At 66.5% G+C, this 26,804-nt stretch carries 34 protein-coding genes; 14 read left to right on the top strand and 20 right to left on the bottom strand.

Annotated features, from left to right (window positions below):
• Positions 1-90 precede the first annotated feature (90 nt).
• Genes P7A99_RS04890 through P7A99_RS04880 form a run of 3 tightly spaced genes read right to left on the bottom strand, consistent with a single transcriptional unit; the run spans position 91 to position 1,525 of the window.
• Positions 91-357 carry a hypothetical protein gene (locus P7A99_RS04890; RefSeq protein WP_277792818.1) on the bottom strand — a complete coding sequence of 89 codons (267 nt, stop codon included), beginning with the start codon at positions 355-357 and terminating at the stop codon, positions 91-93.
• Positions 354-587 (bottom strand): hypothetical protein, encoded by a 234-nt coding sequence (locus P7A99_RS04885; RefSeq protein ID WP_277792817.1) that lies wholly within the window; start codon positions 585-587, stop codon positions 354-356. The genes P7A99_RS04890 and P7A99_RS04885 overlap by 4 nt, the downstream gene beginning before the upstream one ends.
• A 5-nt stretch (positions 588-592) precedes the next feature.
• On the bottom strand, positions 593-1,525 hold the full coding sequence (locus tag P7A99_RS04880; RefSeq protein WP_277792816.1) for an iron-containing redox enzyme family protein: 933 nt from the start codon (positions 1,523-1,525) through the stop codon (positions 593-595).
• Positions 1,526-1,826: 301 nt separating this feature from the next.
• Here P7A99_RS04880 and P7A99_RS04875 point away from each other — a divergent pair, with 301 nt between their 5' ends.
• The 6 genes from P7A99_RS04875 (at position 1,827) to P7A99_RS04850 (ending at position 5,807) form a co-directional block, all read left to right on the top strand.
• On the top strand, positions 1,827-2,414 hold the full coding sequence (locus P7A99_RS04875) for an SRPBCC family protein (protein ID WP_277792815.1): 588 nt from the start codon (positions 1,827-1,829) through the stop codon (positions 2,412-2,414).
• A gap of 27 nt (positions 2,415-2,441) precedes the next feature.
• A complete protein-coding gene (locus tag P7A99_RS04870) occupies positions 2,442-3,632 on the top strand; it encodes a zinc-dependent alcohol dehydrogenase (RefSeq protein WP_277792814.1) in 1,191 nt (396 codons plus the stop codon).
• Entirely contained in the window at positions 3,632-4,423 is a 792-nt protein-coding gene (locus tag P7A99_RS04865; protein WP_277792813.1) for an SDR family NAD(P)-dependent oxidoreductase, read from the top strand. The genes P7A99_RS04870 and P7A99_RS04865 overlap by 1 nt, the downstream gene beginning before the upstream one ends.
• A complete protein-coding gene (locus tag P7A99_RS04860; protein WP_277792812.1) occupies positions 4,423-4,572 on the top strand; it encodes a hypothetical protein in 150 nt (49 codons plus the stop codon). Before P7A99_RS04865 ends, P7A99_RS04860 begins: the two co-directional genes overlap by 1 nt.
• A 42-nt stretch (positions 4,573-4,614) precedes the next feature.
• Complete coding sequence (locus tag P7A99_RS04855) at positions 4,615-4,797, top strand: hypothetical protein (RefSeq protein ID WP_277792811.1); 183 nt, start codon at positions 4,615-4,617, stop codon at positions 4,795-4,797.
• A gap of 479 nt (positions 4,798-5,276) precedes the next feature.
• The gene (locus P7A99_RS04850; RefSeq protein WP_277792810.1) at positions 5,277-5,807 is read left to right on the top strand and encodes an antirestriction protein ArdA; all 531 of its coding nucleotides are present in this window, start codon (positions 5,277-5,279) and stop codon (positions 5,805-5,807) included.
• 404 nt (positions 5,808-6,211) lie between these two features.
• Here P7A99_RS04850 and P7A99_RS04845 read toward each other — a convergent pair whose 3' ends face one another.
• A complete protein-coding gene (locus tag P7A99_RS04845; RefSeq protein WP_277792809.1) occupies positions 6,212-6,898 on the bottom strand; it encodes a 2'-5' RNA ligase family protein in 687 nt (228 codons plus the stop codon).
• Between P7A99_RS04845 and P7A99_RS04840 the strand changes: the two genes are divergently transcribed.
• Positions 6,888-7,187 (top strand): hypothetical protein, encoded by a 300-nt coding sequence (locus P7A99_RS04840; protein WP_277792808.1) that lies wholly within the window; start codon positions 6,888-6,890, stop codon positions 7,185-7,187. The two genes, P7A99_RS04845 and P7A99_RS04840, sit on opposite strands and share 11 nt — an antisense overlap.
• Here P7A99_RS04840 and P7A99_RS04835 read toward each other — a convergent pair.
• From P7A99_RS04835 to P7A99_RS04815, 5 genes are all read right to left on the bottom strand, one after another.
• On the bottom strand, positions 7,184-7,540 hold the full coding sequence (locus tag P7A99_RS04835; RefSeq protein WP_277792807.1) for a hypothetical protein: 357 nt from the start codon (positions 7,538-7,540) through the stop codon (positions 7,184-7,186). The two genes, P7A99_RS04840 and P7A99_RS04835, sit on opposite strands and share 4 nt — an antisense overlap.
• On the bottom strand, positions 7,537-8,127 hold the full coding sequence (locus P7A99_RS04830; protein ID WP_277792806.1) for an SOS response-associated peptidase family protein: 591 nt from the start codon (positions 8,125-8,127) through the stop codon (positions 7,537-7,539). The genes P7A99_RS04835 and P7A99_RS04830 overlap by 4 nt, the downstream gene beginning before the upstream one ends.
• A 174-nt stretch (positions 8,128-8,301) precedes the next feature.
• The gene (locus tag P7A99_RS04825) at positions 8,302-8,661 is read right to left on the bottom strand and encodes a hypothetical protein (protein ID WP_277792805.1); all 360 of its coding nucleotides are present in this window, start codon (positions 8,659-8,661) and stop codon (positions 8,302-8,304) included.
• Positions 8,662-8,727: 66 nt separating this feature from the next.
• Positions 8,728-9,321 (bottom strand): peptidase S14, encoded by a 594-nt coding sequence (locus P7A99_RS04820; protein ID WP_277792804.1) that lies wholly within the window; start codon positions 9,319-9,321, stop codon positions 8,728-8,730.
• 137 nt (positions 9,322-9,458) lie between these two features.
• Entirely contained in the window at positions 9,459-9,803 is a 345-nt protein-coding gene (locus tag P7A99_RS04815; protein WP_277792803.1) for a hypothetical protein, read from the bottom strand.
• Positions 9,804-10,059: 256 nt separating this feature from the next.
• Between P7A99_RS04815 and P7A99_RS04810 the strand changes: the two genes are divergently transcribed.
• Positions 10,060-10,338: a SemiSWEET family sugar transporter gene (locus P7A99_RS04810; RefSeq protein WP_277792802.1), complete on the top strand. Its 279-nt coding sequence runs from the start codon at positions 10,060-10,062 to the stop codon at positions 10,336-10,338.
• 37 nt (positions 10,339-10,375) lie between these two features.
• On the opposite strand, the gene P7A99_RS04805 is transcribed toward P7A99_RS04810, so the two are convergent.
• Positions 10,376-12,175 carry a response regulator gene (locus tag P7A99_RS04805; protein WP_277792801.1) on the bottom strand — a complete coding sequence of 600 codons (1,800 nt, stop codon included), beginning with the start codon at positions 12,173-12,175 and terminating at the stop codon, positions 10,376-10,378.
• A 110-nt stretch (positions 12,176-12,285) separates the two neighbouring features.
• Between P7A99_RS04805 and P7A99_RS04800 the strand changes: the two genes are divergently transcribed.
• A complete protein-coding gene (locus P7A99_RS04800) occupies positions 12,286-12,771 on the top strand; it encodes a MarR family winged helix-turn-helix transcriptional regulator (protein ID WP_277792800.1) in 486 nt (161 codons plus the stop codon).
• Positions 12,772-13,137: 366 nt separating this feature from the next.
• Here P7A99_RS04800 and P7A99_RS04795 read toward each other — a convergent pair whose 3' ends face one another.
• Both P7A99_RS04795 and P7A99_RS04790 read right to left on the bottom strand, forming a co-directional pair.
• Positions 13,138-13,431 (bottom strand): hypothetical protein, encoded by a 294-nt coding sequence (locus P7A99_RS04795; protein ID WP_277792799.1) that lies wholly within the window; start codon positions 13,429-13,431, stop codon positions 13,138-13,140.
• 173 nt (positions 13,432-13,604) lie between these two features.
• Positions 13,605-14,075, bottom strand: a complete 471-nt coding sequence (locus P7A99_RS04790) for a hypothetical protein (protein ID WP_277792798.1) — start codon at positions 14,073-14,075, stop codon at positions 13,605-13,607.
• A gap of 129 nt (positions 14,076-14,204) precedes the next feature.
• On the opposite strand from P7A99_RS04790, the gene P7A99_RS04785 reads away from it, so the two are divergent.
• The 4 genes from P7A99_RS04785 to P7A99_RS04770 all read left to right on the top strand — a co-directional run bounded on the left by P7A99_RS04785 (position 14,205) and on the right by P7A99_RS04770 (position 17,501).
• Complete coding sequence (locus P7A99_RS04785) at positions 14,205-14,528, top strand: excalibur calcium-binding domain-containing protein (protein ID WP_277792797.1); 324 nt, start codon at positions 14,205-14,207, stop codon at positions 14,526-14,528.
• 887 nt (positions 14,529-15,415) lie between these two features.
• Positions 15,416-15,997, top strand: coding sequence for a helix-turn-helix domain-containing protein (locus P7A99_RS04780; RefSeq protein ID WP_277792796.1), 582 nt, complete (start codon positions 15,416-15,418; stop codon positions 15,995-15,997).
• Positions 15,998-16,000: 3 nt separating this feature from the next.
• Positions 16,001-17,221 carry a type II toxin-antitoxin system HipA family toxin gene (locus P7A99_RS04775; protein ID WP_277792795.1) on the top strand — a complete coding sequence of 407 codons (1,221 nt, stop codon included), beginning with the start codon at positions 16,001-16,003 and terminating at the stop codon, positions 17,219-17,221.
• A 34-nt stretch (positions 17,222-17,255) separates the two neighbouring features.
• Positions 17,256-17,501 carry a hypothetical protein gene (locus P7A99_RS04770; protein ID WP_277792794.1) on the top strand — a complete coding sequence of 82 codons (246 nt, stop codon included), beginning with the start codon at positions 17,256-17,258 and terminating at the stop codon, positions 17,499-17,501.
• A gap of 368 nt (positions 17,502-17,869) precedes the next feature.
• Here the strand turns inward: P7A99_RS04770 and P7A99_RS04765 are convergent, their stop codons facing one another.
• The 7 genes from P7A99_RS04765 to P7A99_RS04735 form a co-directional block, all read right to left on the bottom strand.
• Positions 17,870-18,004, bottom strand: a complete 135-nt coding sequence (locus tag P7A99_RS04765) for a hypothetical protein (RefSeq protein ID WP_277792793.1) — start codon at positions 18,002-18,004, stop codon at positions 17,870-17,872.
• 378 nt (positions 18,005-18,382) lie between these two features.
• Positions 18,383-18,706, bottom strand: coding sequence for a hypothetical protein (locus P7A99_RS04760; protein ID WP_277792792.1), 324 nt, complete (start codon positions 18,704-18,706; stop codon positions 18,383-18,385).
• Entirely contained in the window at positions 18,703-19,476 is a 774-nt protein-coding gene (locus P7A99_RS04755) for an exodeoxyribonuclease III (RefSeq protein WP_277792791.1), read from the bottom strand. Before P7A99_RS04755 ends, P7A99_RS04760 begins: the two co-directional genes overlap by 4 nt.
• A gap of 8 nt (positions 19,477-19,484) precedes the next feature.
• Positions 19,485-19,679, bottom strand: a complete 195-nt coding sequence (locus tag P7A99_RS04750; protein WP_277792790.1) for a DUF3606 domain-containing protein — start codon at positions 19,677-19,679, stop codon at positions 19,485-19,487.
• A 346-nt stretch (positions 19,680-20,025) separates the two neighbouring features.
• A complete protein-coding gene (locus P7A99_RS04745) occupies positions 20,026-20,628 on the bottom strand; it encodes an alpha-ketoglutarate-dependent dioxygenase AlkB (RefSeq protein WP_277792789.1) in 603 nt (200 codons plus the stop codon).
• Positions 20,629-21,102: 474 nt separating this feature from the next.
• Complete coding sequence (locus P7A99_RS04740) at positions 21,103-23,187, bottom strand: hybrid sensor histidine kinase/response regulator (RefSeq protein ID WP_277792788.1); 2,085 nt, start codon at positions 23,185-23,187, stop codon at positions 21,103-21,105.
• The gene (locus P7A99_RS04735; protein ID WP_347276679.1) at positions 23,177-24,676 is read right to left on the bottom strand and encodes an ATPase domain-containing protein; all 1,500 of its coding nucleotides are present in this window, start codon (positions 24,674-24,676) and stop codon (positions 23,177-23,179) included. Before P7A99_RS04735 ends, P7A99_RS04740 begins: the two co-directional genes overlap by 11 nt.
• A 200-nt stretch (positions 24,677-24,876) precedes the next feature.
• Here P7A99_RS04735 and P7A99_RS04730 point away from each other — a divergent pair, with 200 nt between their 5' ends.
• The gene (locus P7A99_RS04730) at positions 24,877-25,383 is read left to right on the top strand and encodes a pyridoxamine 5'-phosphate oxidase family protein (RefSeq protein WP_277792786.1); all 507 of its coding nucleotides are present in this window, start codon (positions 24,877-24,879) and stop codon (positions 25,381-25,383) included.
• Positions 25,384-25,540: 157 nt separating this feature from the next.
• Here P7A99_RS04730 and P7A99_RS04725 read toward each other — a convergent pair whose 3' ends face one another.
• Positions 25,541-26,770 carry an SAM-dependent methyltransferase gene (locus P7A99_RS04725; protein ID WP_277792785.1) on the bottom strand — a complete coding sequence of 410 codons (1,230 nt, stop codon included), beginning with the start codon at positions 26,768-26,770 and terminating at the stop codon, positions 25,541-25,543.
• Between the last annotated feature and the right edge of the window lie 34 nt (positions 26,771-26,804).

The raw sequence follows: 26,804 nt of genomic DNA, 5'->3' as shown, positions 1-26,804 counted from the left end.
GATCGCGGCCGTCAGCGCTGTAACGCCCGGTCGAGCGCCGTTTACGTGCGCGGGTCCGCTGCGCGGCGCAAGCCTGCAGACGAGGCGGGCTCAGGCCGCCTTGGCCGAAAGCTTTTCGGCAGCAAGGGCGGCCGCGGCGCTCCGCGATCTGAGAAGCTCATGGATGATCAACGCGGCGGCGTGCTTTCGAGACGCCGCCAAGCCCTGTACGCATGGCTGCCCATCGTGGTCGAAGACCTGCCAGAGCCAGTGGCCTGCCGGGGTCGGCGAGACGGTGAAGCGGACGACCACGTCGTCAGCGGCGATCTTCGAGCGCGTTGCCGCCGGCCGGGGCGCGCGCCGCGCCTGGCTGGTCATGCCGGCGCTCCCAAAGGATAGACAAAGTCCTCCGGCGCGCGTCCGCGCTCAGGGCTTGGCGCCCGTCGGGCGTGGACCTTGACCCTGGCGCTCCGCGGCCAGACGCGCGCCAGGCGTTGGGCTTTAGCGACCGCGCGCCGGCGCGCGGTGAAGAAGAGAACCTCGCCCGTCTCGGCGATCTTCACGCACCACCCGCCGTCGTAGGGCAGGACATCCAGGATGGTCGCCATCGCGATCACTCGGCCGCGTAAACCAGTGGGTGGGTGTGGGCCCAAAGATGAGCGCGATAGGTCTCAAAACACTGCTCGCCGCAGATCAGGCGCATTACCGCGCCTTCGGCGATGTAGCGGGCGCGCGTGGGATCCTCGTCCACGAGCGGCAGCAGGGCCTCGGTGTTCCAGGCCTTGGAGTGCTCGATATCGAGATGGGCGTGCAGCGCGAAGTATTTTCGGGCCTCGGGCGAGACGCCGACACGCTTGAGACCGGCGTCGACGCAAGACACCCGCGTTGGCGCGGTCAGCTCCACCACACCCAAGGCGCCGATCGAGTGCCACGCATAACGGCGCGTGGTGGCGAAGGCGGTCATGGTGTTGGCCAGGCACAGCGACTGCCAGAGCGTGGTGTCGATGGTGGGGGTCAGGCCCAGGGTCGCGGTGGTTCGCGAGAGCATCGGGCCATGCATGCCCTTGGCGCTGCCGCGACCCATCTCGTCCCAGTAGTTGCGGGCCAGTTCGAGCTTGGCGCGGTCTGGGATCTTGACCTGGGTTAAGGCGACCAGATCGTCGAAACCAGCCTCGCCCGCCGCCTCCTGGGTCAGGAACCACTTGATATCCTCAAGGCTGGCCGCGCCCTGCAGCCAGTCGAACAGGGGATCCCATTGGCCAGGGCCGTGGTCCTTCAGCGCCTCGAACCATGAGACGAAGGCTTCGGCGTCTTGCGGGACCGCATCGACCAGGGGCGCGACGAGATCGCGGAAGGCTTCGATGAACTCGCCCTCGACCTCCTTCATGAGCCGCTCTTCCTCGATAGCGGAGCGCCAATCCGCGCTCGGCGCCCCGGGCGACAGGCGGCGGTGGTTCCAGTGCGCCAAGCCCTTGTGCAAGGCGTCGGCGTCAGGAAATTGCGGGCTGAAGCCGCCAAGGCGCGAGAGGCGATCGCCACCGAACATGGTTGGCACTCCGTTCAGGCGGGAAATGGTTCGGCTTGAACGCATATTGCACGTCCCGGCCTTCTCCCGCGGTTGCACTGGCCGCGTCATCAGCGGCGAGCAGCACAAACGACACGCCCCAGCGCGCGTTCCAATGTCGACAAGTCGGCTCAGCGCCGCGCACCGAAAACGCCTTGCGGCCTAGGTGATCGAACGGTTTTCGCCGCGGACCGTCATTTGATGGAGGCGGTCGGCCTGGACCTTGGCTTTCGGAACAACGACGGGGGCGGGCGGTTGATCGGCCGAACCCAGGAGATCGACGATGTCCGAAGAGACCATCGGCCGTGCGCTGCAGAGCGACGCGCCGCTGACCGCCGCCGTACACCAACGTGACGTCGCCCACGAGATCGCCGAAGAACGCGGCTGGCACGAGGCGGCCCTCGTCGGACGCACCGTCACCGTCAATCGGCCGCGCGCCGAGCTCTATGCGTTCTGGCGCGATTTTCGCAATCTGGCGCGCTTCATGGAGAGCGTCGAAAGCATTACGCCCAGCGACGATCGCCGCTGGCGCTGGGTGGTCAAGGCGCCGGCGGGCAAGACCGTGGCGTGGGACAGCGTGATCACCGACGAGGTCGATAACGAGCTTCTGGCCTGGGAGTCGGTCGAGGGCGCCGACATCAAGAACTTCGGGCGCGTGGAGTTTCGCGATGGTCCGCCCGGACGGGGGACCGAAGTGACCGCCACGATCGTCTACGAACCGCCGGGGGGAGACCTGGGCAAGCTCATCGCCAAGCTTTTCCAGAAGGAACCCAAGATTCAGGCGCGCCGCGAGCTGCGCCGGTTCAAGCAGTTGATGGAGACGGGCGAGATCTCCACCGCGAAAACCACTAACGCCGCGCCGCAAGGCTGACCCCAACCTCATTTGACGGAGCCGCCGATGCGCGCTTTGACCTGGCACGGCAAACACGACGTGCGAATGGACACTGTTCCAGATCCCCAGATCGTCAATCCGCGCGATGCGATCATCAAGATCACCTCGACCGCCATCTGCGGTTCGGACCTGCACCTCTACGACAGCATGATCCCATCGATGGAGAAGGGCGACATTCTGGGACATGAATTCATGGGCGAGGTCGTCGAAACCGGACCTGGCTCGACCTTGCGGAAGGGCCAACGCGTCGTGGTCCCGTTCGTGATCGCCTGCGGCAAGTGCTTCCACTGCGAGAAGCAGCAGTTCTCCGGCTGCGAGAACTCTAATCCCTCCGACACCCAGGACCTGGGCGAGATCGCCTATGGCGCGCCGATGACGGGCCTCTTCGGCTACTCGCACATGACCGGCGGCTATGCCGGCGGCCAGGCAGAGTATGTCCGCGTGCCCTATAGCGACGTGGGACCGATCGTCATTCCCGACGGCCTGGAGGACGATAAGGTGCTTTTCCTGTCCGACATCCTGCCCACCGGCTGGATGGCGGCCGAGAACTGCCAGATCGAGCCGGGTGATACGGTGGCCGTGTGGGGCTGCGGCCCGGTTGGCCTGTTCGCCATCCAGAGCGCCCTGATCCAGGGCGCGCACAAGGTCATCGCCATCGATCACCATCCGCACCGGCTCGAACTGGCCAGGTCGCTGGGCGCGCGGGTCTTGAACTATCACGACGTCAAGGTTCGCGAGGCCTTGATGGCCATGACCGGGGGCATTGGGCCGGACGCCTGCATCGATGCGGTCGGCATGGAAAGCCACGGCTTTTCGATCGACAACGTGGTCGATGCGGTGAAGGTCGCTACACGGATCGGCACCGATCGCGCCCACGTGCTCCGCGAAGTGCTGATGGCCTGCCGCACCGGCGGACGGGTGTCGGTCCCCGGCGTCTATGGCGGCATGGGCGACAAGATCCCGATCGGCGCCCTGATGGAGAAGGGCCTGCAGATCCGCACCGGCCAGACGCACGTGCAGAAGTATCTGCGCCCGTTGCTCGACCTGATCGGCGAGGGGGTCATCGACACCACCTTCCTTATCAGCCACCGGCTGCCGCTCGAGAGCGCCCCGGACGGCTACAAGATGTTCAAGGAAAACCAGAACGAGGTGACCAAGGTCGTCCTCAAGCCCGACTGGCAGAAGGAAGCCGCCTGATGATCGGAGATCAACGCCCCCTGGCCGTGATCACCGGCGCTTCGTCGGGGATCGGCTACGAACTGGCCAAGCTGGCCGCCGAGGACGGCTACGACCTGATCATCGCCGCCGACGAACCGTCGATTGTCGAGGCCCAGGCCGGCCTGGAGCAGCACGGCACGCGGGTCGAATGCCTGCAGGCGGACCTGTCGACCACGCAAGGCGTCGACCAACTCGTGGACCTGATCGGCGATCGCTCCGTGGACGCCCTGATGGCTAACGCCGGCCGTGGCCTGGGACACGGATTCCTCGACCAGGACTGGGGTGAAGCCCGGTTCGTGATCGACACCAACATCACCGGCACAGTCTATCTGATCCAGCAGGTGGCCCGGGACATGCGTGATCGCGACCGCGGGCGGATCCTCATCACCGGCTCGATCGCGGGTCTGATGCCAGGCTCGTTCCAAGCGGTCTACAATGGCACCAAGGCCTTCCTCGACAGCTTCGCCTGGGCCTTGCGCAACGAGCTCAAGGACACGGGGGTCTCGGTCAGCTGCCTGATGCCGGGCCCGACCGACACCGAGTTCTTCGACCGCGCCGACATGCTCGACACCAAGGTCGGCGCGGACCCCAAGAAGGCCGATCCGGCCGATGTCGCGCTCGTGGGCTACCGCGCCATGCAGAAGGGCGAGGGCGACGTGGTCGCCGGATTCAAGAATAAGCTGCAAGCGGCGATGGCGGCCGTGACGCCCCAGAGCGTGCTGGCCGAGCAACACCGCAAGATGGCCGAGCCTGGCTCTGGAGAGCGCTGATGGACGCCCAGGACAACGGGACGATCCCTGAACCGGCGGGCGAGGATGCCGGCCTGGAAGCGCCGCCGCCGCCGGCGCTCGACCCGAACCGCAAGACCGACGCGACATCCGATCCGAGCGCCGATGACCCGGGCAATGGCGCGGACTGATCGACAGCGGACAAACGAACGAACCCAAGACAGGAGAAGACCATGAGCGAACAGCCCAACACCGATGGACGAAAGTCCAATGAGGCGTTGCCGCTGGGTGATCGGCCTGGGCTGGTCTCGGAGGCCGGCACGATCAAGACGGGCAAGGCCGAACAGAAGACCGCCGGACCCGACGGCCCAAGCGCCGCCGAGGTTGGCGACACCTTCAAGGGTAAGACTCCGTAGTCGTCGGCGACGCAGCCATCGCCTCCTCCAACCCCTGATGGGGCGGAGCCAGCTCTCATGATGGTCGCGCCGTTCAGCGATACGCCAACGCCTTCGTCGCAGGCGCGGCGAGATTGACGCCCCTCCCATGGCCCCTCGGCGCGCTCAGTGACGCGATAGCGGCCTCTCAAGCGCCTCGGGGATCTGGGACGACGCACCCTTCAATAAGCGGGAAGATCGGCCCGGCTCCATTGCGGTGGTCTGCGCCGCCACGGGCCTTGGCGCGCGAGCGCGCTAGCGCGGAATTTCCCTCCGGCCGCTGCCGCGGCCGGATGGCTTAGGGCTCCGCCCTCGGCGCGCTTCGGATCGTCTTCCGCCCAGCTTCGGGCCTTGAGGTGCCCTGCAGCCGGGTCCCCGCGAAGCCGCCCCTCCGCTTGCACACCCGGTCTCGCCGACGGGCAAGGGTTCGATGACGAACCCCTGCCTTGAGGATGAGGACCATGGGACAAGCTGCTGAAATCCTTGAGCCGCGCATCTATGTTGCGTGCCTCGGCGCCTACAATTGCGGCGTGCTGCACGGCGCCTGGATCGAGGTCGAGGACGACCTTGAGGCCGTGCTGGCGGCGGTGGCCGCCATGCTGGCCGCCTCGCCCGAGCCGGACGCCGAAGAGTACGCGATCCACGATTACGAGGGCTTTGGCGCGGTGGAGATTGGCGAATATACGCCGATGGCCAAGGTGGTGGAGATCGCCGCTTTCCTGCGCGAGCGTGGCGAGCTGGGCGCCTTGGTGCTCGGCCACGTCAACGGCGACCTTGGCGAGGCCGAAGGCCTGATCGAGGACGGCTATCGCGGGCGGTTTTCGAGCCTGGCCGACTATCTCCAGGAGCTGACCGAGGAGAGCACGCAGATCCCGGAGGTCCTGCGGCTCTATATCGATTACGAGGCTATGGCCCGCGACGCCGAGATCAGCGGCGATGCCTTCACAATCGCGGCCGAAGGCGGGGAGGTTCACGTCTTTTCCGGCCGGTAGCTCGAGCGTCCTTGACCTGGGTGAGCGGGGTGCGCCGGCGCTTTGGCGCCGGCGCCAGGTCTCCAGCCTGGCGCCCCCTCAACCAGCCTGATCCATCTCGATGAGGCGGAACGTCGCAGCGATCCGCTGAGCGCGTTGCGCCCTTGGCGCGGGTCGCGAAATCATGCGCGCCAGCTCAAGGGCCAGGCGGGGGCGTGTCGTAGGGGCGGCCATCATCGGGCTTGGGCATGGGCGGGGCCGGGCCTGGATCCTCGAACGGGATCACAGGATCGTCGAATTCGGGTCTGGGCGTCCCTGGCGGAATTTCGGTCGGCGGCTCGCCGGGCGCGGGGGTGGGCGAAAGTGGATCTGTCATGGCGGGTCAACGCCGCTGGGCGCACGCTTGCTCCACCGGCAGCCAAGCCTTAGCCAAAGGTCCATCGTCCCAGGCTGACCTGACGCCGGGGCGGGGTGTCGTGCAGCAGGGACAGCGCGTCGATCCGCCAGACGATGGGCGAGATCGGCGTGGTTGGGAAGGCGATGTTGGTTTCCAGGAACGGCGCGCCGGCGCTCCAAGCGATCGCGATGCGCCGGCCAAGGCCTGAGCGCCGAAGGGACGCGGCCAGATCGGCGTACAAGGCGATCAAGGCCGGCGTCTCTGGTCCTGTCAGGCGCGCCATCCAGGCGCCGCCAGGGCCTCGCACCGCTTCGACACGGTCGATGATGAGTTCGAACGGCGCGGGCAGTACCAGGCGCCGGGCGGCTTCCTGGGCCTGACGGACGATGCCGTAAGGAAGGCCCGCGTACCGGCCAAGGTCGAACAGCGGCAAGGCCAACTGGTCGGTCCGCGCCTGGCGACCCACCAGACGATGAGCGCCGGCGAAGGTGGTCGCCGCCTTGCCTAACGCTGAGGCTAGGGCCGGGTCCGGGATCAGGGCCAGCGTCAGGCCATCGCAAGCGTCTGCGCGGGCGGCGTCGAACGCGGTGAACATCGCTCCGATGTAACCCACCGTCCGCCGAGACGCCACATTGGCCGCGAGGGAACCGGCGGGCTTGCCCGCGGTTGTGGCAAACGAGCCCAACAACCTCCCAGGAGACATCATGACCGACATCGGCATTTCCCCGGCCAATGTGCGCCATCGCGACAAGGCCAAGGACCAGCTTGGCGCGGCCGGTGCGTCGGCGAAGGAGGCCTATGGCAGCCTCAAGACCGGCGCTGAAGAGCTCTATGCCGGCGGCCGCGAGCACATCCAGGACAGCCTGCTGGTCGTCAAGGAAAAGGTTCGCGAAAGGCCCACCCTGGCGCTGACCGCTGCGATCGGCGTCGGCATTCTGCTGGGCCTTCTGCTGCGCGGGCCGCGCACGGTCTATGTCCGCGTTCCGGCCACCACCAGGCCCTAATCCTCGGCGTAGCCCAAGGCCTCGATCAGCCGGGGCGGATCTTCCTGGATGAACGTCCAGAGCGTCTGGGCCAGCCGGGTCTGGTAAGCGGCGAGCTCGGCGACGGCCGCGCTGCTTTTCAGCGCCTGCAGCAGCGCGTCATGGGCGGCGACCAACACAGCGTCCTGGCTAAGCTGCGCTTCCTTATGCAGGGCCAGCGCCGCCTTGGCGGCCCGGCGCGTCCATCCGTCCAGCGGTTCGACGAACTCGGCCGACAGGACAGGCGCGCCGAAGGCCCTGCCGATCGAGAAGCCCAGCGCCATGACGCCTAGACGCGCCACCTCGCGCCAGTAGTCGACCGCATCGTCTGTCATCCAAAAAGCCCGGCGGGCTGCGGCGGCGGGAAGTCACGCTCGACCGCAAGGGATCCAGGCGGCAGGGCGGTGAGGATTTCGGCCGCCGGCCGCGACAGATCGAGCCATTCCAGGCCGCGGCGCGCGGGCAGCACCACCACCTGACGGTCATGGTCGGGCGCAATATCGGCGCCCGGCGCGGTCGTCAGCATGGTGAAGGCGCCATGCTTGACGATGCCGGCGATCCAGAACACCGGGTCGCCTGGCATCTTGAACCGCCACCGGGTCTTGCGCCTCTGGCCGGCTTGCGGCGCGGTGAACTCGTAAAACCCGTCGGTGGGGATTAGCACGCGGTCGCATTGGGAGAAATCCCGCGCTTGGCTGACATAGTTGAACACCGGGCCCTTGGCGCCCTGCCAGCCCCACCTGGTCATGGACACCACGGCCTTGTCGGCGACGTGGCGAACGACGGGCGCGGTCTCGGTCATGCGGATCTCTGGACGCGGCTCGAAATTGCTGGCGTGACCCTCCCACACCACCGGCAGCCTCAGGGCCTTGGACCAAAGGTCGAAGAGGTCGCCGGTCCTTAGGCTGTAGAGGTTGCACATGGCCGGCTCGCTAAGGCTGGGCGACAGGTCTGGCCAGGCCGGCAGGAACCTGCCGTTTGGCCATTGCCACGCTCCCCAGGACGCTCGCGGCGAGCTCTGGCTGGAGGCCCTCGTCGCGGCGCTCGACCTTGTCGCCGATAGACGCAGAGCGGACTGGCGAGCGAACCGCGGCGATCATGGGGCGGGCCTCAGCCAAGCGCGCACCCACCAGGCCGAACCATCATCCTCGTCGTAGGCCACCTCGAAGGCCTCGATCCTGGGATGAAAGTGCCAAAAGCCGAGCGGTGGGGCGTCGCCGACATTGTGAAACGCAATGTCGGGAGCGCGATCGGGGATGGGACGCGGAGTTCTTCCAAACCCGCTGATCTCAGAGGCGCGCGGCGGTCGCAGCCACACCTGGACGAACTTGACGTCATAGCCGTCGCTGTCGGCGACGGTATGGCCGGTGATCCTGGGCGCGTCCGACCACAAGGTCTCATCATGCGCCGGCGCGAAGAAGGCGCCGTCCGGCGCGGGGCGGGCAGGGGCGTTCAAGCAAGCCTCCAGGTCCTCGAAAGCCTATGGCGAGCCGCGCGGCCTTGAAAGCCTTCCGGCCCCGTTTCAGATCACCGCCCGGATCAGCCCCAGGGCGCGGGCCTCCTCGGCCTCGATGTACCAATTGGACGGGGCGCGCTTCAAAACGGTGGCCATGTCCACGGACGAGCCGGCGATCAGGTTGGCGAAGCCTTCATTCTGGATAGCGATCGAATGCTCGATCTCGTGCAGCACGGCCTTGACCGACGCCACGCACGAGGTGAGGGGGCCGTTGAGCTCCAGGCTCTTGGAGAGTTTTCGCTCGTGGATCATCAGTCTCGCGCCGCGCGTCAGGTAGCGGTTGGCCGAGGCGAAGAAGCTCATGAAGGTCGCGCCCGCCGAATAGATCGCCGCCTTGCCGAGGAAAACGAACCGTCGTTGCGGGGAGATCTCGCTGTGGAAGCGCACGTCCTCGCCCATCATCCGCGCGACCTCAGGATCGCCGCCCAGGGTCGAAAGTTCGACAATGACCAGGTCCTGGTCGGCGCTGCCCAGCGCTTCTCGGAATTGGCGATACATGTCGTAGTCGACCGGCCCCGCCAGCAGGATGCGCGGCCCGGCAAAGGCGGCCGCAGGCAGGGTGAGACCATCGTCGGCCATGGCGGCATAGGCGTCGCTCACGCGGGAAGCTCCGTTAGGATCTGCAAGGAAATGGCGCTCGACTGCCGAGGCCTTGACGCCATCGGCGACGCGGCGCGCCGGACGATCGTCTGCTCGCGCAACGGCTCCGGCGGCCATCCACAGGGCAAGCCGGCTCTTTACGTTTCGGCCGCGGCCAGGGCGACCTCGAGAAGCTCCTGGCTTGCGCCTGAGCGGAGGATCGGAACGTCGATCAGCACATCGGCGGCCAGCACGCCGTCGTGCTCGAGGGTTTCCGCCACCGCCACCAGCGGTAAATCGGGAGACACGGCCTTGAGGATGGCGAGCCGGCGCAGGTCCTCCTCATAGTGGTCCGGACGCAGGCCGGCGATGACGAAATCGACCTGCGCCAGGTCGCCCAGACGATCCAGGCTCGCCTGTTCGGCGTCGACGACCTCCCAGCCGCGCGCCTCCAAGGCCGCACAAGTCTGGCCATCGCAATGGTCGGTCAGGACGCGAACCATGAAACCCTCGCTCTGAGCTTGAGACTTGGCGACGCACCCAAGGGCGGTCGTCCGTTGGAGGCCAAACCACAGCCGTCGTCAGACGGTTCCTGGCGGATAGCGGTGGGCGATAAGGGCGCGACGCCAGAGGTTCGTATCGCGAGCCGCAGCCATCATTTGATAGGCGAGGAGGGTGGTTTTGGCCCTGGCCGCGGCGGCGTGAAACCATCAGCGCCCCGATCGCTTATTGCGCCAAAGGGCAGGCAGGCTGCGCGCAATGACCAGAAATTTTGACCTTGTGGCGCTGATCGGGCTGGGCGCGGCCCTCTGCTCTATGGGGAGCTTCGTGCCCCAGTTGATCAAGATCTGGCGTGAGGGCGATGCTTCAGCAGTCTCGCTTCGAATGTTCGCCCTCACGGTCGCCGGCTTCACGCTCTGGGCGATCTACGGGCTCTTGCGCGGAGGCTGGCCGCTGGTGCTCAGCAACCTCGTCTGCCTGGGCCTGTCGGCGGCGATCCTGATCTCCAAAACGATCCTGGAGCGGCGATCTGCGTGAGCTCGTCATCGCCGCGGAAATAAAGGACCCTGCCGCATCACGCGGCCCCGGCCTCTGGAACGCGAGCATTCGGGCCCAGGCGGCTCACCACCGCGTGGAGCGCGGCAAACTGCACCGGCTTGGCCATATAGCCGTCCGCCCCCGCCTGCAGGCCCGCCGCGCGGTCAGCTTCTCCGGCGCTGGCGCTGAGCATCACGATAGGCACGGAAAATCCCTCGAACCTTATGGCGCGGACCGCCTCCAGCCCGTCCATGACCGGCATGTTGACGTCCATCAGCACCACATCAAAGCCGCCCTGGCGGACGGCCGCCAGACCTTCGGCGCCATTCTCGGCCACGACGCACTGGTGTCCAAGGCCCTCGAGCCAGGCGGCTAGGATGCGCTGGTTGGCCGGGTGATCCTCGACGACCAAGACCCGGCGCGCGGGGGAGGCTGCATCTGGCGCCTCGGGTTCGGCGAGGATCTCGGGCGCTGCGCGACGCACCAGCGGCAGATCGATGACGAACCGTGAGCCCGCCTGGCTCGGCTCAAGACGAAGATCGCCGCCCAGGAGGCCCGCCACACGGCGGGAGATCGCAAGGCCAAGGCCCGCGCCGCCGTGGCGGCGCGTGCTGGAGCTGTCGACCTGGCTGAAGGCCTGGAATAGACGGGCCTGACCGGCGGCCGTCACGCCCGGACCGGTGTCGGCGACCGTGATCCAAAGGCGCTCGGAACCTTGCGATGGGACCGCCTCGACGGTGACGCTGACGCCGCCTGCCTGGGTGAACTTCACCGCGTTGGAGAGCAGATTATGAAGCATCTGGCCCAGACGGATCGGGTCGCAGAGCAAAGCGTCAGGGAGATCCGGGGCGAACGCCACCTCGAGGCTAAGGCCCTTCTCCTGCGCCCGGGGCCTCCAAAGGGCGGTGATGCGGCGCACGAGCGGCGCAAGCTCGACATCGACGAGCGAGACCTCCAGCTTGCCCGCCTCGATGCGCGCGAAATCCAGTATGTCGTCCAGGAGGCAGGCCAGGGTGCGGCCCTGCTCGTCGATGACCGAGACCAGTTCCTGCGCCTGCGCGTCCAAGGCGCCGTTGCGCAGGAGCTGCGCCGCCCCCAACACCCCGTTCATGGGCGTTCGCAGTTCGTGGCTGATGACGGCCATGAACGCCGACTTGGCGTCGCTGGCGGCGGTCGCTTCGTCGCGGGCGATCTCCAGCGCCGCGATCAAGCGCGCCTGCTCGGCCTGGAAGGCGTCGATCTGCGCCTTGTGGACGCGGCCGAAGAAGGCCTTGGTGAGGATCGCCGAGCCCGCCACGCCCGCGGCCGCCAGCAGCGCCCAACGCCCAGGCTCGCTGCGCGCGGTCGCGAGCACATAGGCCAGCACCACCAGATAGGGCGTCGCGACAATCAGGGCGCGCCTGGGGAGATGCCGAAACTGGGTCGCGACCAGGAGGACCCCCGCGAACAGGAAGGTGATGGTCGCGACCAATGACCAGGGACCACGGGTTCGCCACGCCAACAGCGGGGCCAAAGCCCAGGCCGCTGAGGTCAGGGTGGCGATCACGGTAAGCTCGGCGCCGACGCTGACCCGGGCGCTGCGCGTGAGAGCGCGCTCGATGCGCCCCCTCACCAGCCCCAGGGCGCAGCAGCCGATGAACCAGCCAAAGGCGAGGTAAGGGCCGCAGCACACGCCGAGCAGCAAGGCCCAAGCGCCCAACAGCCAATAGCGAAGACCTTGGGCGATGACGATCGTCGACACGCTCGGGCGGCCGTCGGCTTCAGCCGGGCCGACTACCACGAGATGGTTGGGCGAGTTGGGTTCCTGCGGGGACGGCGAGGATGCGCGCGAGCTCATCGTCCTAGTTCACACACAGGTGCTTAAGAGTCGATTATATCGATGTCGATATTTTCCACTCCGGCCGACCTCTTTTGATGTCTCGGCAAAGTTGGTCTAGAACCTGACATATGGCGCAGAAAGATCCTGGCACCACGGGCCCGATGGGTTCCGAAGGCGCGTTCGACGAATTGCGGGTCGATCAGCAGCTGTGCCTAGCGCTGCAGACATCAGACAGCCTGGTGACCAGGCTCTATCGCGAGATGCTCGCGCCGCTGGGCCTCACTCACCCGCAATATCTCGTGCTGATCTCGCTCTGGCAAGAGAACGGGCGGGCGACGATGGGCGACCTTCGGCGGATCCTCTGCATGGACACCGGGGCCGTCACCCCGCTCGTCAAGCGCATGGAGAGTAAGGGTCTTCTTGTCCGCTCGCGCGACGATGTGGACGAACGCAGGGTTTGGGTCGACCTGACGCCGCAGGGCTGGGCCCTGCGCGAGAAGGCTCTGGAGGCGCGGCGCTCCGTCGTGCGCCAGCTGCCGTTGACCGAGTCCCAAATCGCCGCCTTGCGCAGCGAGCTGCAGGCCATGAACGAGGCGCTGCTAGCGGCTCTTTGAGATTAAGGACCCGGACGGTCAACGACGTGCTGGCGCGGGTATCGGGGTTCAGCCGCCGACGGCTCTAAACTCGGCGGCGTCTGTCGCGTCCAGCCGACATGAACACTGCCCTGAATTGCTCCGCGCTCATCGGCGCCATCCATCGCCGGCTCGATGACGCCGGTGGTCACAAACGCCTCGGCCCGCCTAGCCGATCGCTCGGCGCCCGGCGTGCTCGGGGCCGTGGCTGCGCCGATGGGGTGGACGGGCAGGGGGCGTCGCCGCGGGCCATTGTGCAAGCAGCGGTCCTCAAGCCTCTCGGCATTCCTGAGGCGCGCTGCCGTCGGGCGGGGTTTTCGCCTGCCTTCGGGCCCCCGCCGCGAGGCGTCAATCGGTCAGGCTGATCAAGAGCTCGTTCATGCCTTTGCTGAGGGCATCGCTCCAGGCCGGGTGGCCAGGGCCTGCGATCATGGCGATGTCGTCTGCGCGTTCCATGTGCAGGATCGTCCGCTCGCCGTCGGGAGCGCGGCGGCTGAAGGCGAAATGGCCCCCGCCGCGCAGGAAGGCGCCGTCGCGGTGATGGAGGCTCAGGAAGCGCCGTCCATCGATAATGACGCCGTTACCCTGGCTGTCCGTACGACGGTCGGCGACAAGGCGCGCAGCGCCCCAGATCATCGTCATGCTCACCCCTCCCCAGTATCTCGGCGTTAACCCTGATTGAGTGGCGAGGCGACGATTCCCGCCAGGGGGCGGATCGGGGCGTGCGGTGTTTTTCGGTGGATGAACTGCTCGGGCGCTATCCAGGCGCTTGGCTTCGCAAGGCGTGCGGCGGGGACCCGCCGCACGTTGAACCATCAGAAGCGGGCGATGAGGCCGGCGCCGTAATAGTCCTTGCCTGCAAAGCCGCGGATCGCGAGCGTCTCGCTGGTGTAGACGCCAAGCGCGCCATAGGGCGTGGTCTCGTCGCTGACCCGCACCCCGACGCCCAGTTCAAGGCTCTTGCCCATACGATAAGCCGCTTCGAGCTTTCCATAGGCCTTGGCCGCGACGTTGTTGCAGTTCTCCTTGTCGGCGAATTGGCCGTTGCTGGTGTCGCGGCAGATCGTGCGGCCGTTGCTCAAGGTCTGGCTGGCGTACTGGTCGTTGTCGCCCTGATAGATCAAGGCCCCGACGATCGGGGTGAGCCGGAACTTGCCTTTGGACAGTGTGTAGCCGAGGCCAAGCTCTGCTCCGGAGAGGTCGCCGGCCTTGGCGCCATTAAGTTCCACCGTCCAGTTCTGGGCCTGGACCGGACCGGCCAGCGGCAGCGGCGAGCAGGCTCGCAACGCAAATCACTCTCTTCAAAATTTCCCCCTTCACATCGCTCGACTTTCGAGAGAGGGACGCGCGATCTAATTTATGGTAGAGCTTGCGGCAAGCGCTATCGATATCCGGCAGTACGAAGAGGATCGGGCATGGCGCGAGCGCTACAGATCGCGATGGCGACGGCGGTGCTGACCTGGGCGAGCGTCGGGGAAGCGCTGGCCCACGGCGGCGAGCTTAACGCCGAGGGCTGCCACACCAACCGCAAGACCGGCGACTACCACTGCCATCGCGGCGGCGGCTCCAGAGGCGGGGGCGGCGCGCGACAGCGGGTTCAGAGCTTGTCTTCGAGCGCGACCTATTATCCGAACTGCGCCGCTGCGCGGGCGGCGGGCGCGGCACCGCTACGTGTGGGCGAGCCGGGATACCGGCCAGGCCTCGATCGCGACGGGGATGGGGTGGCCTGCGAGCGGTAGTCGAATGCGGCCAGTGTGGTGGCTTCCTCGATCGCCTCTCGGATGAAAATATACCTGATGACAGCTTTCACCACGCCTAGGGTGTCATCCAGGGGCGTCTAGATGGTGGGAGGCGTCTACGTTCCGGCGTGAAAGCGCGGGGGCGTAGGCCCAATCAAAGCGCGTGCCCGCCCGTAGGCAACCATTAGGCCGTGTGCCGAAGAGCCGACGCGACGCTAGCGCTCCGGTATGGACCAAGGACTGTTAGCGCACGATATAATCAAAAGGTTCGAAGGTCTTTTAGGTCTGTCAGATGTCGTAGGTGTTGACGGTTGGAATCGTTCTCATGATAATGCAGATGAAGAAAATGCGATCGTCGTAGTCTGGCGTAGTTTAGAGTGAAATAGAGAATACGTAGTGCTCGCTATTGTGCATCGCGGCGCGCCACTTCGGTTTGAAACTGCGAACTTCGATGATCGCTGTAGTTTCGCCCGATGAGGCGACCAGCGTTCGCAGCAAATCGGTTCGATTTCCCATTATCTGGATCTCTTTCGTCGAAAGCACCTCGACGCGCTGAGCTACGGCGCGGACGTGTTCGCGGCGATATGAGCCGTCTTCGGCGCGAAGGCGCTGCTTGGCCGCCTGTGCGAAGGTTTTTCGGGCCGCTGGAGGCGCGTCGGAGCCGCAGCGCTGTGTAAGGGCGTCTGCCTTTCTGTTCTGGGCTTGCGGTGTTCGCCGACGCGCCAGCGGCCCGAGGTAAACGGGTGGCTCGACTCCATTTGATATGGAAAAATGTATCGCTATGGGGCATTGATATTAAATACGACATCGTGCTGCTGATGGTAGTAGGCGGAACGATACAGTTTCCTATATGATGGCTGGGATCTGATGCATAAAGGTATATCAAAGTGGAAAGCCGGACACGCGCCCTGACAGACGCCCTGCGCGATGCTCGGGGCCGTAAGGGCTGGTCCCAGCGCGATGTCAGCGATCGAATGAAGCTGACCCAGGCTCAGCTTTCCCGAATCGAAAGCGGGGCCTCCGACGTGCGCCTGGCCACGTTCGTTGAGCTTGCTCGTATTCTCGACCTGGAGCCGGTCCTGGTTCCGCGTTCGGCGCTTTCAGGCGTCAACGCCGTGCTCCGGGAGCTTGAGGCGGGCCAGGATGCCCGCACGGTCCGTGGCGCGGCCAACGATCTTATGCGGATCGCTCGTGACCTGCGGGTCCGTTATCCCAACGACCCGCTGCTTGACCGGCTCGAAACGCTCGCTCGCGATCTTCATCCCCTTGAGCCGCTGTTCCAGTCGTCTCCCGCCCAGGCCGAACTGACAGACATCGTCGAGGACCTGCGTGAGCGGGCTCGTGAGCCAGGGAGTGATCTTGGTGGTTTTCGCCGGGGCGTCGACCGGCTGGCGTCGCTGCGCAACAAGCTGGTTCATGGTCAGCAAACCGGAGAGCGGCCAGCCTATACGCTGGACGATGAGGACTGAGCCATGGTCGATATCCTTCAAGTCTGGATCGGCGACCGCAGGGTCGGCGCCATCACGGCCCTGGGCGGTGACCGCTCTATTTTCACGTTCGATGATGACTATACCGACGACGCTCAGCGGCCGACGCTGAGCCTGTCGTTCAAGAGCGCGACGGGCGGGCTCATTCGTGACCACAGGAGCACCCAGACGCGGCTCCTGCCGTACTTCTCCAATCTCCTCCCTGAAGGGCGCATGCGCGACTATCTGGCTGAGCGCGCCGGGGTGAAGTCCAGTCGCGAGTTCTTTCTGCTCTGGGCGCTCGGCGCTGACCTGCCTGGGGCGACGCGGATCATGTCAGGGGACGGAGAAGGTCCGCCAGTCGGCGCCGGCGGGCCAGGCGACGCCGCGCCCGCCGCGCGCAACGATCGGGCGCTGCGCTTCTCGCTCGCCGGCGTCCAACTGAAGTTTTCCGCCCTGTCCGGCCCGAAGAAGGGTCTGACCATCCCGGTGCACGGCAACGGCGGCGACTGGATCGTCAAGCTGCCATCGGCTCAGTATGCCGGGGTCTCAGAAAACGAGTACGCGATGATGTCGCTGGCGTGTGCGATCGGCATCGAGACGCCTGAGATCAAGCTGCTCAATCTCGATGACATCGATGGTCTGCCAGCGGATGTCGGCCGGCTGGAGGGCGGTGTGTTCGCCACCCGGCGCTTCGATCGTCTCGAGACAGGCGAGCGTGTGCAGACGGAGGATTTCGCCCAGGTCTTCGGCGTCTATCCGGAGGACAAGTACGAACGCGCCTCCTACCGCAGCATCGCTGGGGTGATCTGGCGCGAGACCGGCGAGCGGGGGCTGACGGAGTTCATCCGACGGCTGGTGTTCAGCGCCCTGATTGGCAACGCCGACATGCATCTGAAGAACTGGTCCCTGCTCTATCGGGACGGGATCAATGCGACCCTGGCGCCGGCCTATGATTTCGTCGCGACCCAGGCCTACATCCCCGATGACAAGGCTGCCCTGAAGGTGTCACGCAGCAAGCGCTGGTCGGACTTGGGCCAGGAAGAGCTGATCGTCATGTCTCGCAAGGCGGGGCTGCCTGAGGAGCTGGTCCTCAGCACCGCCGCCGAAACGGTCGCGGCCTTCCGGGAGGTTTGGGGACGGGAGCAGGGCAATCTTCCGATCGATGGAGCCGCGAAAGAGGTTGTCGAGACTCAGCTGAAGATCGTGCCGCTTGCCCGGGCCTGATCTCGCCGGGGCCGCGGCCTGGAGGGTCGGGGCGATGCGGAGGCTGTCGTGGCGTGCTGCCCTCGCTTCGGGCTTGGCGCTGGCCTCCGTTGGTCCGGCCATGGCCTCCGCGTCGCTGAGCAATGCCCGGGCTTCGGCGGAGGCGCGGGGGCTCTACCAGTTCCTCTGGAGCCTCTATGGCCGCAGAACGCTCACGGGTCAGCAGGAGGGCGTGGCGCACGTCACGCCGATCGAGCTGGATTACCTCGCGAAGGTGACCGGCTGCGCGCGACAGCTGTAGACAGTCGCGAAGCGACTGCTCGATCGGCACGCCGACACCGCCGCCCATCACCACGTTGCGAACTGCGTACCTAGCGTAATCGGTCACGGGCGCGTCCCTAGAGCAGAGGCGATCCATAGACATTGTTTAGGGTCGCCGCGCAGTCAAAGACGGCCTACGACAACTCCGAGGGGAAGCGGGCGCTTGTGGTTTCAAACCTAGATGGCGGACGCATGCTTGCGATTCAGATCGCCAATGCCCACTCATAGTTCTCTAGGGTGTCCGTATCAGCGCGCCAGAGCTCCCCCTTTCACTCCCATCGGCCGTGTGCGCGAAGCTAAGGCCTTGCCTCAATCTCAGTTTCCCAAATCGGTCTGCGACGGTAGAGCTTAGGCGATGTCGTGCTCATCGAGTGACGAGAGTGGCGTGATGGCGATGTTCAGATGATAGCGCGTGGCCTTGTTCGCACCGGTGCGAGTCAGCGCGCCGGTGTCGACCAGCGCGGCAAGGTCGCGGGTGACCATCTAGTTGGCGTTCTGCGCCAGGCTATTGAGCTGATCCAGCACTGCGGCCCGATCGACGACACCCGAGGCTGGCCCAAGGAGGTCGGGCAGGGCGGCCATGCTCTCCAGGATGGTCTGGTCGAGCGGGTGGTTAGGTTCGCCGTTTGGATTGACCCGCCGCACGCCGGTGCGACCGGCCTGCCCCCCTATCGCGCCCCTGGCCGCGGCTCGGCGGCCTCTTCCTAGTTCAAATGCGCGAATGGACGGCGAGTGCAAACGCGCTTGCAGCGAGCACCAGCAAGATGGCGAGGCCGGTCCAACCAGCCGGGGTCAGTATGCGAGCGGTCGGGCGTAGGCGCGGGGGCATGATCGAAGGCTAGATCACGATGGGCGGCTGCGCTAGCCGTCCCCTTGGGTCGCCCACCAATCCGCATAGGGCGTGGTCTTGGCCTGGCGCCCGGTCAGATCCGGTGCGCCGTCAGCCCACCAGACCGCTCCGCGCTCGCCAAGCTCGACTTTTGCGGCCTGCACCTCTGCTCTTGCGGCGGCAAGGGCCGCCTCGTCGCCGGCGGCGCGCGCCCAGCGCACCGCCCGTCGCGCGGTCATCAGTTGTTCGATCAGGGTTTGGCGTCGCGCGGGCGGCAGGTCGGGATTGCTCCGACGCCAGAGCCTGCCGCGCACGACGATGTAACGCCCGTCGGGCGTGACGGGGGGAGAGGTCATGGATTGAGCAGGATCCAGGCTGGCGCGTGATCGCTGGCCTTGTCCTGGCCCCGAACCCAGCGGTCGACGCCCGCGTCCACGAGAACATCGGCCAGTCTGGGCGATAACAGCAGGTGATCGATGCGCAGGCCTTTGTCCTTGGGCCAACGCTCACGAAGATAGGACCAGTAGGTATAGGGCGGGGCCATGGGGTGTGCTTCCCTCAAGGCGTCGGTCCAGCCCTGGTCGAGCAGTCGGCTGAAGGCCTCACGGGTCTCGGGACGCAGCAGGGCGTCGCCGCCATAGGAATTCTTGGGGTAGATGTCGGCTTTGGTGGGCACGACGTTGTAGTCGCCTGCCAGGACGACGGGCGCTCCGCTATCGAGCAGAGCGCGTGCGTGGGAAAGCAGACTGTCGAACCACGCCAGCTTGTAGGTGAAATTGGGGCCCGGCGCGGGATTGCCGTTGGGAAGATAGAGGCAGCCGACGAGGACGCCGTTTACCGCCGCCACGATGTAGCGGGCCTGCCCTGGATCGGGATCACTGGGGAGGGCGGTTCTAGTGAGGACCGGGGTCATGCCCCGCGCGAGGATCGCCACGCCGTTCCAGGTGCGCTGGCCTTTCCACACCGCGCCGTAGCCAATCTGCTCCAGAGGCTCGGCCGGAAATCGGCTCTGTTCAGCCTTCAGTTCCTGCAGGCAGACCACATCGGGCTCGGCCTCGGCCAGCCAGTCCAGCAGATTGTCCAGTCGGCTGCCGACGTTGTTGATGTTGTAGGTGGCGATCCGCAAAGGCCGGCTCAGCCGGCGGCGTCGCGCATGGTGCGAACATGCTGGGCTACAGCGTCGCTGCTAGGCCCGATCTCGATCACGGCGCTGATCACGTCCGCCTCCGCCACGCCCAGACGATGCGCCCAGCGGGCCAGCTCCATTGGGTCGTCGATGTCGATGCGTGGGTGCGCCGGGGACGCGGGGTGACGAGCGTGTTCGGACATGGGAAGGCTCCTGGCTCTCCAATCCCTCGTGCGAGAGGACGTTCCGGGCGCTGGGCGCTTGTAACAATTCGTTCCCATGCTCGCGCCCGCATGTCGCCATGATGCAGCCTAACCTTGCCTCCATCGCCGGCTACGAGCCTCCGGGCGCTGGCGGCTTAGAGAGTGGTCATCGCCCCGTGCTCCCGCCTGATGCGTGGAGCTGTCGATTTTGCCAGCCACGCGGAGGCGCTGGATTACGCCCGCCTCGCCTTGCTCGACCATGTCTCGGCGGTCGACGTGGAAGTGTGGGATCAGGACCGGCGGGTCGGCGCCCTGGGCCTGCGCTCGATCTTGGCAAGGCCGCTTGCTAGGTTTGATCCTTGCGAAACGTGCGAAAGGTCACCGAATATCGCAGAGCCGCCACTGGCGGGATCGAGTGCTCCCAGACCTCGCGCGCGGGACCGGTCAGCACATAGGCCGAGCGCGGCGCGGGCCGCAGAGTGGCGCGCTCGAAGCCGTCGCCGAGTGCGCGCCGAAAGCGCAAAGGACAGCTGGAGCCCAGCGAAACCCCCGCGATAATCTCGAACTGCGGCCGGTCGCGATGCCAGCCGATACCGGCGCCGGGGGCGTACTCGATGACCAGGGCCTGGCGGAAGTCGTCCGGATTGCGTCCTGCCAGAGCCGCCACCTTGCCGCGCAAGGGCAGCAGGAAGCCAGGGATCGGCGCGGCCGGCTCTAGGACGCCGCGTTCGAAGTCGTAGGACCAGCCGAAGGAGACGACGCGTCGATTGCCCTGATAGCCGTGGAACTGGAACGGGGCCAAGGGCAGGGCGGCTATTGCCTCGATCAGCGCCGCCTCCTCGGCGGGGGCGATCAGATCGGGCCTATAGGCGAGACCCTTCGGCAGGCCCGTCGCCGGCGCTGGTCGCAGCGTATCGGGCAGGTCGAAGAGGGCGGGTTGGCTTGGCATGTTGCTCCTTGTGAGGCCCATGACAGATCGCCGGGTTAGCTGAGCGGTCCTGCCGACTGGAGAGCGCGCCGAAGAGGTCTCGAGTTTGCAGGCGCCCAGGCGCGCGCGAACGGCGACCTTGCGGCGGAGCGCGTCGAGCGCGGCAGGCGGGCTGGTGGGCGGGACATGGAGACGAGAACAGATTTATTCCCTTTTTGTTCTCATTGTCGACGTTGGGTCAATCGCTCCGGGGTGCGGCCCAGGCGAGTGGAGCGTCCGCGTTCAATCTCATAAGGGGTATGGCGGATAGCAAAATTCTCCGCACGCCAGAGCCATAACCGCGATTGGCCTCACCGGACCGCCGAGGCGCCCGCTGGTTCTGCCTGGGCTGTTCACATCCGAACTTCGATGGGAGCGGGGCTGGCGTGGCCCGAACGCCGCCGTCAAGTCTGTCGGCTTCTCGACGCGAGTCTGGATCCTGCGTCGCTCGCGCTTCTAGGGGCATTGAGGCGGCGAGATCATTTCCCCGATCTTCGCCGCCAGGGCGTCGAGCGCGAAGGGCTTGCTGATCATCTGCATGTTGGAGCCCAGGAAGCCGGCGCGGATCGCGGCGTTTTCGGCGTAGCCGGTGATGAACAGGATCGCCAGGTCGGGCCGGGCGTCGCGCGCCACCTCCGCCAGTTGGCGCCCGTTCATGCCGGGCAGCCCGACGTCGGAAACCATCAGGTCGATCGGCGTTTTGGATTTCAGCACCGAGATCGCCGCCTGAGGTTCGGCCACCTCGATGGCGCGATAGCCCAGTTCCTCGAGAACCTCGCGGACCAGCAGGCGTACGGCGGCCTCGTCCTCGACCAGCAGCACGGTGCGTCCCGCGCCGTCGGCCGGCGCCGGCGGTCTTGATTGAGGAACCGCCGCGGCCTCGTCGCCGGCGAGGGGCAGGAAGACCTTCACCGACGCGCCAAAGCCAGGCTGGCTGTGGATGCGCACGTGGCCGCCGCTCTGCTTGGCGAAGCCGTAGACCATCGAAAGGCCCAGGCCCGTGCCCTGCCCGATGGGCTTGGTGGTGAAGAACGGGTCGAAAACCTTCTCCAGAACGTCCGGCGCCATGCCGACGCCGGTGTCGGACACGGCGATGACCACGTATCGGCCCGTCCTCGTGTCGGGCCGCGTCTCTACATACCGGCTGTCGATGTCGACGGTGGAAGTCTCGATGGTCAGGCGTCCGCCGTTGGGCATGGCGTCGCGCGCATTGATGGCCAGGTTGAGGATCGCGCTTTCCAGCTGGTTGGCGTCGGCGATGGCCGGCGCGTCGGCCGTCAGCTGGAAGTCGACGGTGATCTGCTCGGACACGGTTCGCTGAATAAGATCCTCCAGCGACAGGACCAGCGCATTGACGTCGAGCGCCCGCGGGTCGAGCGATTGGCGCCGGGAGAACGCCAGCAGGCGATGGGTCAGTCCGGCGGCCCGGTGAGCCGAGGCGAGCGCCGTCTCCATATAGCGGTCGATGTCCTGGTCGCGGCCGGCCGCCCGTCGCCGCTTGATCATGTCGAGCGCCCCGATCACGCCCGTCAGCATGTTGTTGAAGTCGTGGGCGATGCCGCCGGTGAGCTGGCCGACCGCCTCCATCTTCTGGCTTTGGCGCAGCGCCGCCTCGACGCTGGCCCTCTGCTCCATCTCCGTCTCCAGGGCCGCGGTGCGTTCGCGCACCCGATGCTCCAGCGCCTGGGCCGTCAGGCGCAGCATCTCCTCGCCCTGGACGTGGTCGGTGACGTCGGCGACGAAGACGTGGAAGCCGTCGACCTGGCCATCGGCGCCCCAGCGCGGGAGATAGCGTATGTCGGCGTCGCGGCGGCGCCCGTCGGCGTGAGGCCAGGCCAGGATGAGGTGGGCGGGCTCGCCCGCCAGGGCCTGGCGCATGGCCGGCATTCGGCTTTCCAAGCCTTCGGCGCCGACGACCTCGCCGACGTGGCGGCCGACGACGTCCGCTGGATCGCGATAGAACCAGTCGGCATAGGCCTTGTTGGCGAAGCGGTAGACGAGATCCTTGTCGATGAAGCCGATCAGGACGGGCAGGGCGTCGGCGATCAGCCGCACCTCGGCCTCGCTGGCCATCAGCGCCGCCTGGCTGGCGTGCAGCTCGGCCAGGCGATCGCGCAGATCGAACTGCCGCGCCCGGGCCCGAAGCGCGGTGTCGACCGCGCTCAATAGCGAGATAGAGCTCAGGGGGCGTTCCAGGACGATGAGGTTGGTCGTCAGGTCGCCGAGCGCCAGACGCGCCAGTTCCGCGCCGCCCGGCGCGCGGGCGTTGCGGGCGACGAGCAGAATGAAGGGGGTGTCGGACCACTCCGCCTGCCGCTCGAGGGCCTTGCGAAGCACCGACAGGTCGCCGCGCAACGCCTCGTCGGTGACCAGCACGACGCCGGTGTTCTCATTCAGGTGCTCGGCGATCGCCTGCGGCGTGGGGCAAGCCCGCCAATGCAGGTTTCGGCCGTCCAGCAGACGGCCGATGTTCTGCGCGTCGCTGCCGTAGGGGGCCGCGACCAGGACGCAGCTGCCTTCGGGGATGCGCCTATTGGGCAAGGCCGCGGTCTTCCATCAGGGGACCGCCTTTGCCGACATATTCCGGTGTGCCTGTCATGACGCCCTTGAACTGGGTGAGCGGCTCGCCGACGCGGACGCCGCCGCTGTCGATGCGAAGCTCGCGAATGGTGTCCTCATGGGGCCCGCCCCGGTTCTTAAGCACCGAGATCGCCTTGCGGATCCGACCGTCGGCTTCGAAAAATCGAATGAGCACCACGGCGTCGCAGATGTAGGAGACGTTGAGCGAGGTGGTCATGCCACCGACGAGGCCGGTCTGAGGGTTGATCAGCAAGGTCACGACGCCCTGCTGGTTCAGGTAGGACAGCATCTCGTGCATCTGCAGGATCAGCTGCTTTTCCTCGGGCATCGCCGCCAGATAGCCGTTGAGGCTGTCGATCGCGACCATGCGCACGCCGCGCGCCTCGACCTCCTTGCGGATGAGCGCGGCGAACTCGCCGGGCGACATCTGGGCCGGATCCATCTGCTGCACGTTCAACAGCCCCTGGTCGATGAAGGGCTGGAGATCCAGGTTCATCGCCTTGGCGCGGACCATCAAGGTGCCGACCCGTTCGTCGAACTCGAACAGCGTGGCCTTCTCGCCACGTGCGCAGGCCGCAACGATGTACTGCATTGCGATGGTCGACTTGCCCGAGCCCGCCGGACCGGTCAGCAAGGTGCAGGTGCCGCGCAAGGGGCCGCCTGAGAACAGCGCGTCCAGTTCCTCCACGCCGCTGGGCGTCGGTTCGCCGACGAACGGGGTGTGGTGCTCGGCGGCGATCAGGCGGGGGAAGACCTGCAGGCCGCCACGGCGGATCTCCATGTCGTGATAGCCGGCGATGAAGTCGACGCCGCGCAGCTTCTGGACCTGCATCCGCCGTCTTGCGGCGCCAAATTCGAGGGTTAGGCGCTCCAGCGTGATGACGCCATGGCAAAGGCTGTGGAGGTGGCTGTCGCGGCCGCCTTCGTTGGTCGTCAGATCGTCGACCAGCAGCACCGTGCAGGCCCGCGTGGCGAAATACTGCTTGAGCGCCAGGACCTGGCGGCGATAGCGCAGGGAATCCTGCGCCAGCAGGCGCATTTCCGACAGGCTGTCGAACACGACGCGCGTGGGCGATACGCGCTCGACCTCGTCCTGGATGAGCTTGATCGTTCCGCCCAGTTCGACCTCCCAGGCGTGCAGCACCGACTGCTTGCGGTCCTCGCCCAGCACCTCCTCGGCCGACGAGAGTTCGAAGAGGTCGATCTTGTCGAGATCCCAGCCATGCGAGGCGGCCACCCCCTGCAGTTCCTCGGCTGTCTCCGACAGCGTGATGTAGAGGACACGCTCCCCGGCGGCGACGCCGTGACGAAGAAACTGCAGGCCCAGGGTGGTCTTGCCCGACCCGGGCTCCCCCTCGACCAGATAGAGGCGGTTGGCCGGAAGCCCGCCCCTCAAGATGAGGTCCAGGCCCTCGTTGCCCGTGGAAATGCGGGAAGTCCCATCCGACATCGATCCATAACCTCCCGAACACTTCTCGGTCACGCTTGAACGGGTCTGAGCCGATTGCGTTGCCCAGTCTGTCGGCAAGCCGACGTATCGTTGGCGGTCGGCCTTTGACGGCCAGGATCATTTGCGCAGGACGTCGTTGCTGACGCGGGCAACGGCGAGGCGAGCGAGGCGTTGACGCACTTCAAAGTAAGGAGGCGCCCGTGAAAGAGCGGCAAGACGACAATCCCAAGCCCCCTGAAGAGGTGCGCGATCGCATCTGGGAGCTGGCCGAGAAGATCGACATCTGCATGTTCACCACCTGGGACGGCGGCGCGCAGCAAAGCCGGCCGCTTTCGGCCCGGGTGCGGCGAGGTGAGCACGCGATCTATTTTCTGGTCGATGAGAGCGGCGAGAAGAACGCCCAGCTCGAGCGATTTCCGGTGGTGTCGTGCGCCTGGGCCGACAACGGCGCCTACAAATACGTGCTGGTCTCGGGCCAGGGCCGGCTGTCCAACGACCGGGCCAAGATCGCCGAGCTCTGGACTAAGGCCGACGAGGCCTGGTGGGAGGACGCCGATGATCCGACGATCCGGCTGCTGACCCTCACCCCCGAGCGTGGCGAGTTGTGGGACAGTCCTGGCAAGGCGGTGGCGCTGGTGAAGATGGCGGCCGCCGTCGTGACGGGCGCCGCGCCGCAGATGGGCGACAACGCCAAGGTCGATCTCTGATGCCGCTCTGTCGAGCGTCGCTCGCGCGAAGCGGCGACGCTCGATCCAGCAGCCCACAGCGGATGGCCGGCGCCGGTCCTCGCTGGCAGCGGCGCCGGTGTCGATTATCGGACCCGAGCCTTTGGCGGACGGCGAGATTCTAGAGGCGGCGGGGCGGTCAGCCTTGCCTGTCGATCGCCATCTGGATGACGTCGGTGCGGCCGGTGCGAAAGCCCGCCTCGCAGTAGGCGAGGTAGAAGGTCCACAGCCTGCGAAAGCGGCTGTCGAAGGTCTGGGACCCCTGGGCGATGAGCGGATAGGCCTTCTCGAAGCGCTGGGCCCACAGCGCCAGGGTCTTGGCGTAGTCCTGGCCAAACCGCTCGGTCCGGCGCCAGCGCAGGCCCCGGGCGGCGATCAGCGGCGCCAGTCGGTTCTCCGAAGGCAGGGCCCCGCCCGGGAACACGTAGCGCTGGATGAAGTCGGTGCGGGCGTCGTAGTCGTCGAAAAGCGCATCCTGGATGGTGATGGCCTGGAGCGCGGCCCGGCCGCCGGGCTTTAGCAGCGAGCGTACCTTGTCGAAGTAGACGCCCCAGTAGTCGCGCCCCACCGCCTCCAGCATCTCGATCGACGCCAGGCGGTCGAACTGGCCTTCGAGGTCGCGGTAGTCGATCAGGCGGATTTCGACCCGCTCGGCCAGACCGGCCTCGAAGATCCGACGGCGCGCGAAGTCATGCTGTTCGCGCGAGATGGTCACCGCGGTGACCCTAGCGCCGATCCTGGCGGCGGCGAACTGGGCGAACCCGCCCCAGCCGCAGCCGATCTCCACCATGCTGTGCCCGGGCTTGAGGTCCATCAGGGCGGCGAGCTGTTCGTACTTGGCGATCTGGGCCGCCTCCAGCGATTGGCCCGGGTGTTCGAACCTGGCGGAGGAATAGGTCATGGTCTCGTCAAGCCAGGCTTCGTAGAAGGCGTTCCCCAGATCGTAGTGGGCGTGGACGTTGCGGCGCGATCCGGCCCGGGTGTTGGCCCGCAGCCGGTGAAACGCCCAGTTGGCGACGCGCATCGGCAGTCCGCCGTCGAACAATCGCCGGATGTGGTCGTAGTTGTTGGCCAGGGTCGTCAGCAGGGCCGCCAGGTCGGGGCTTTCCCATTCCCCGGCCATGAAGCCCTCGGCGAAACCTATGTCGCCATTGGCCAGGACCCGCGCTGCGAAGCGGGCGTCGCGCACGACGATCGTCGCAGCCCGCCCTGGAACCGCGCCGGCCAGGTGACGGCGCTCGCCGCCGGGCGTGACGATCGTCAGCTCTCCCCAAGTCCAACCGGCCGAGAGCAGCCGCACCACGAAATCAAAAAGGGTCGAGCCGCGCGGGCGGCCGGCGATGGGGAAATCCGGGGACGTGTCGCTCATCTGAGGCGGTCTCGTTGCAAGGGGCGCCCCGCAG

The organism is Caulobacter endophyticus (genome assembly GCF_029543245.1).
Classification (GTDB): domain Bacteria; phylum Pseudomonadota; class Alphaproteobacteria; order Caulobacterales; family Caulobacteraceae; genus Caulobacter; species Caulobacter endophyticus_A.
The sequence above is the reverse complement of the archived record's forward strand: the minus strand, read 5'-3'. Positions and strand labels throughout refer to the sequence as shown.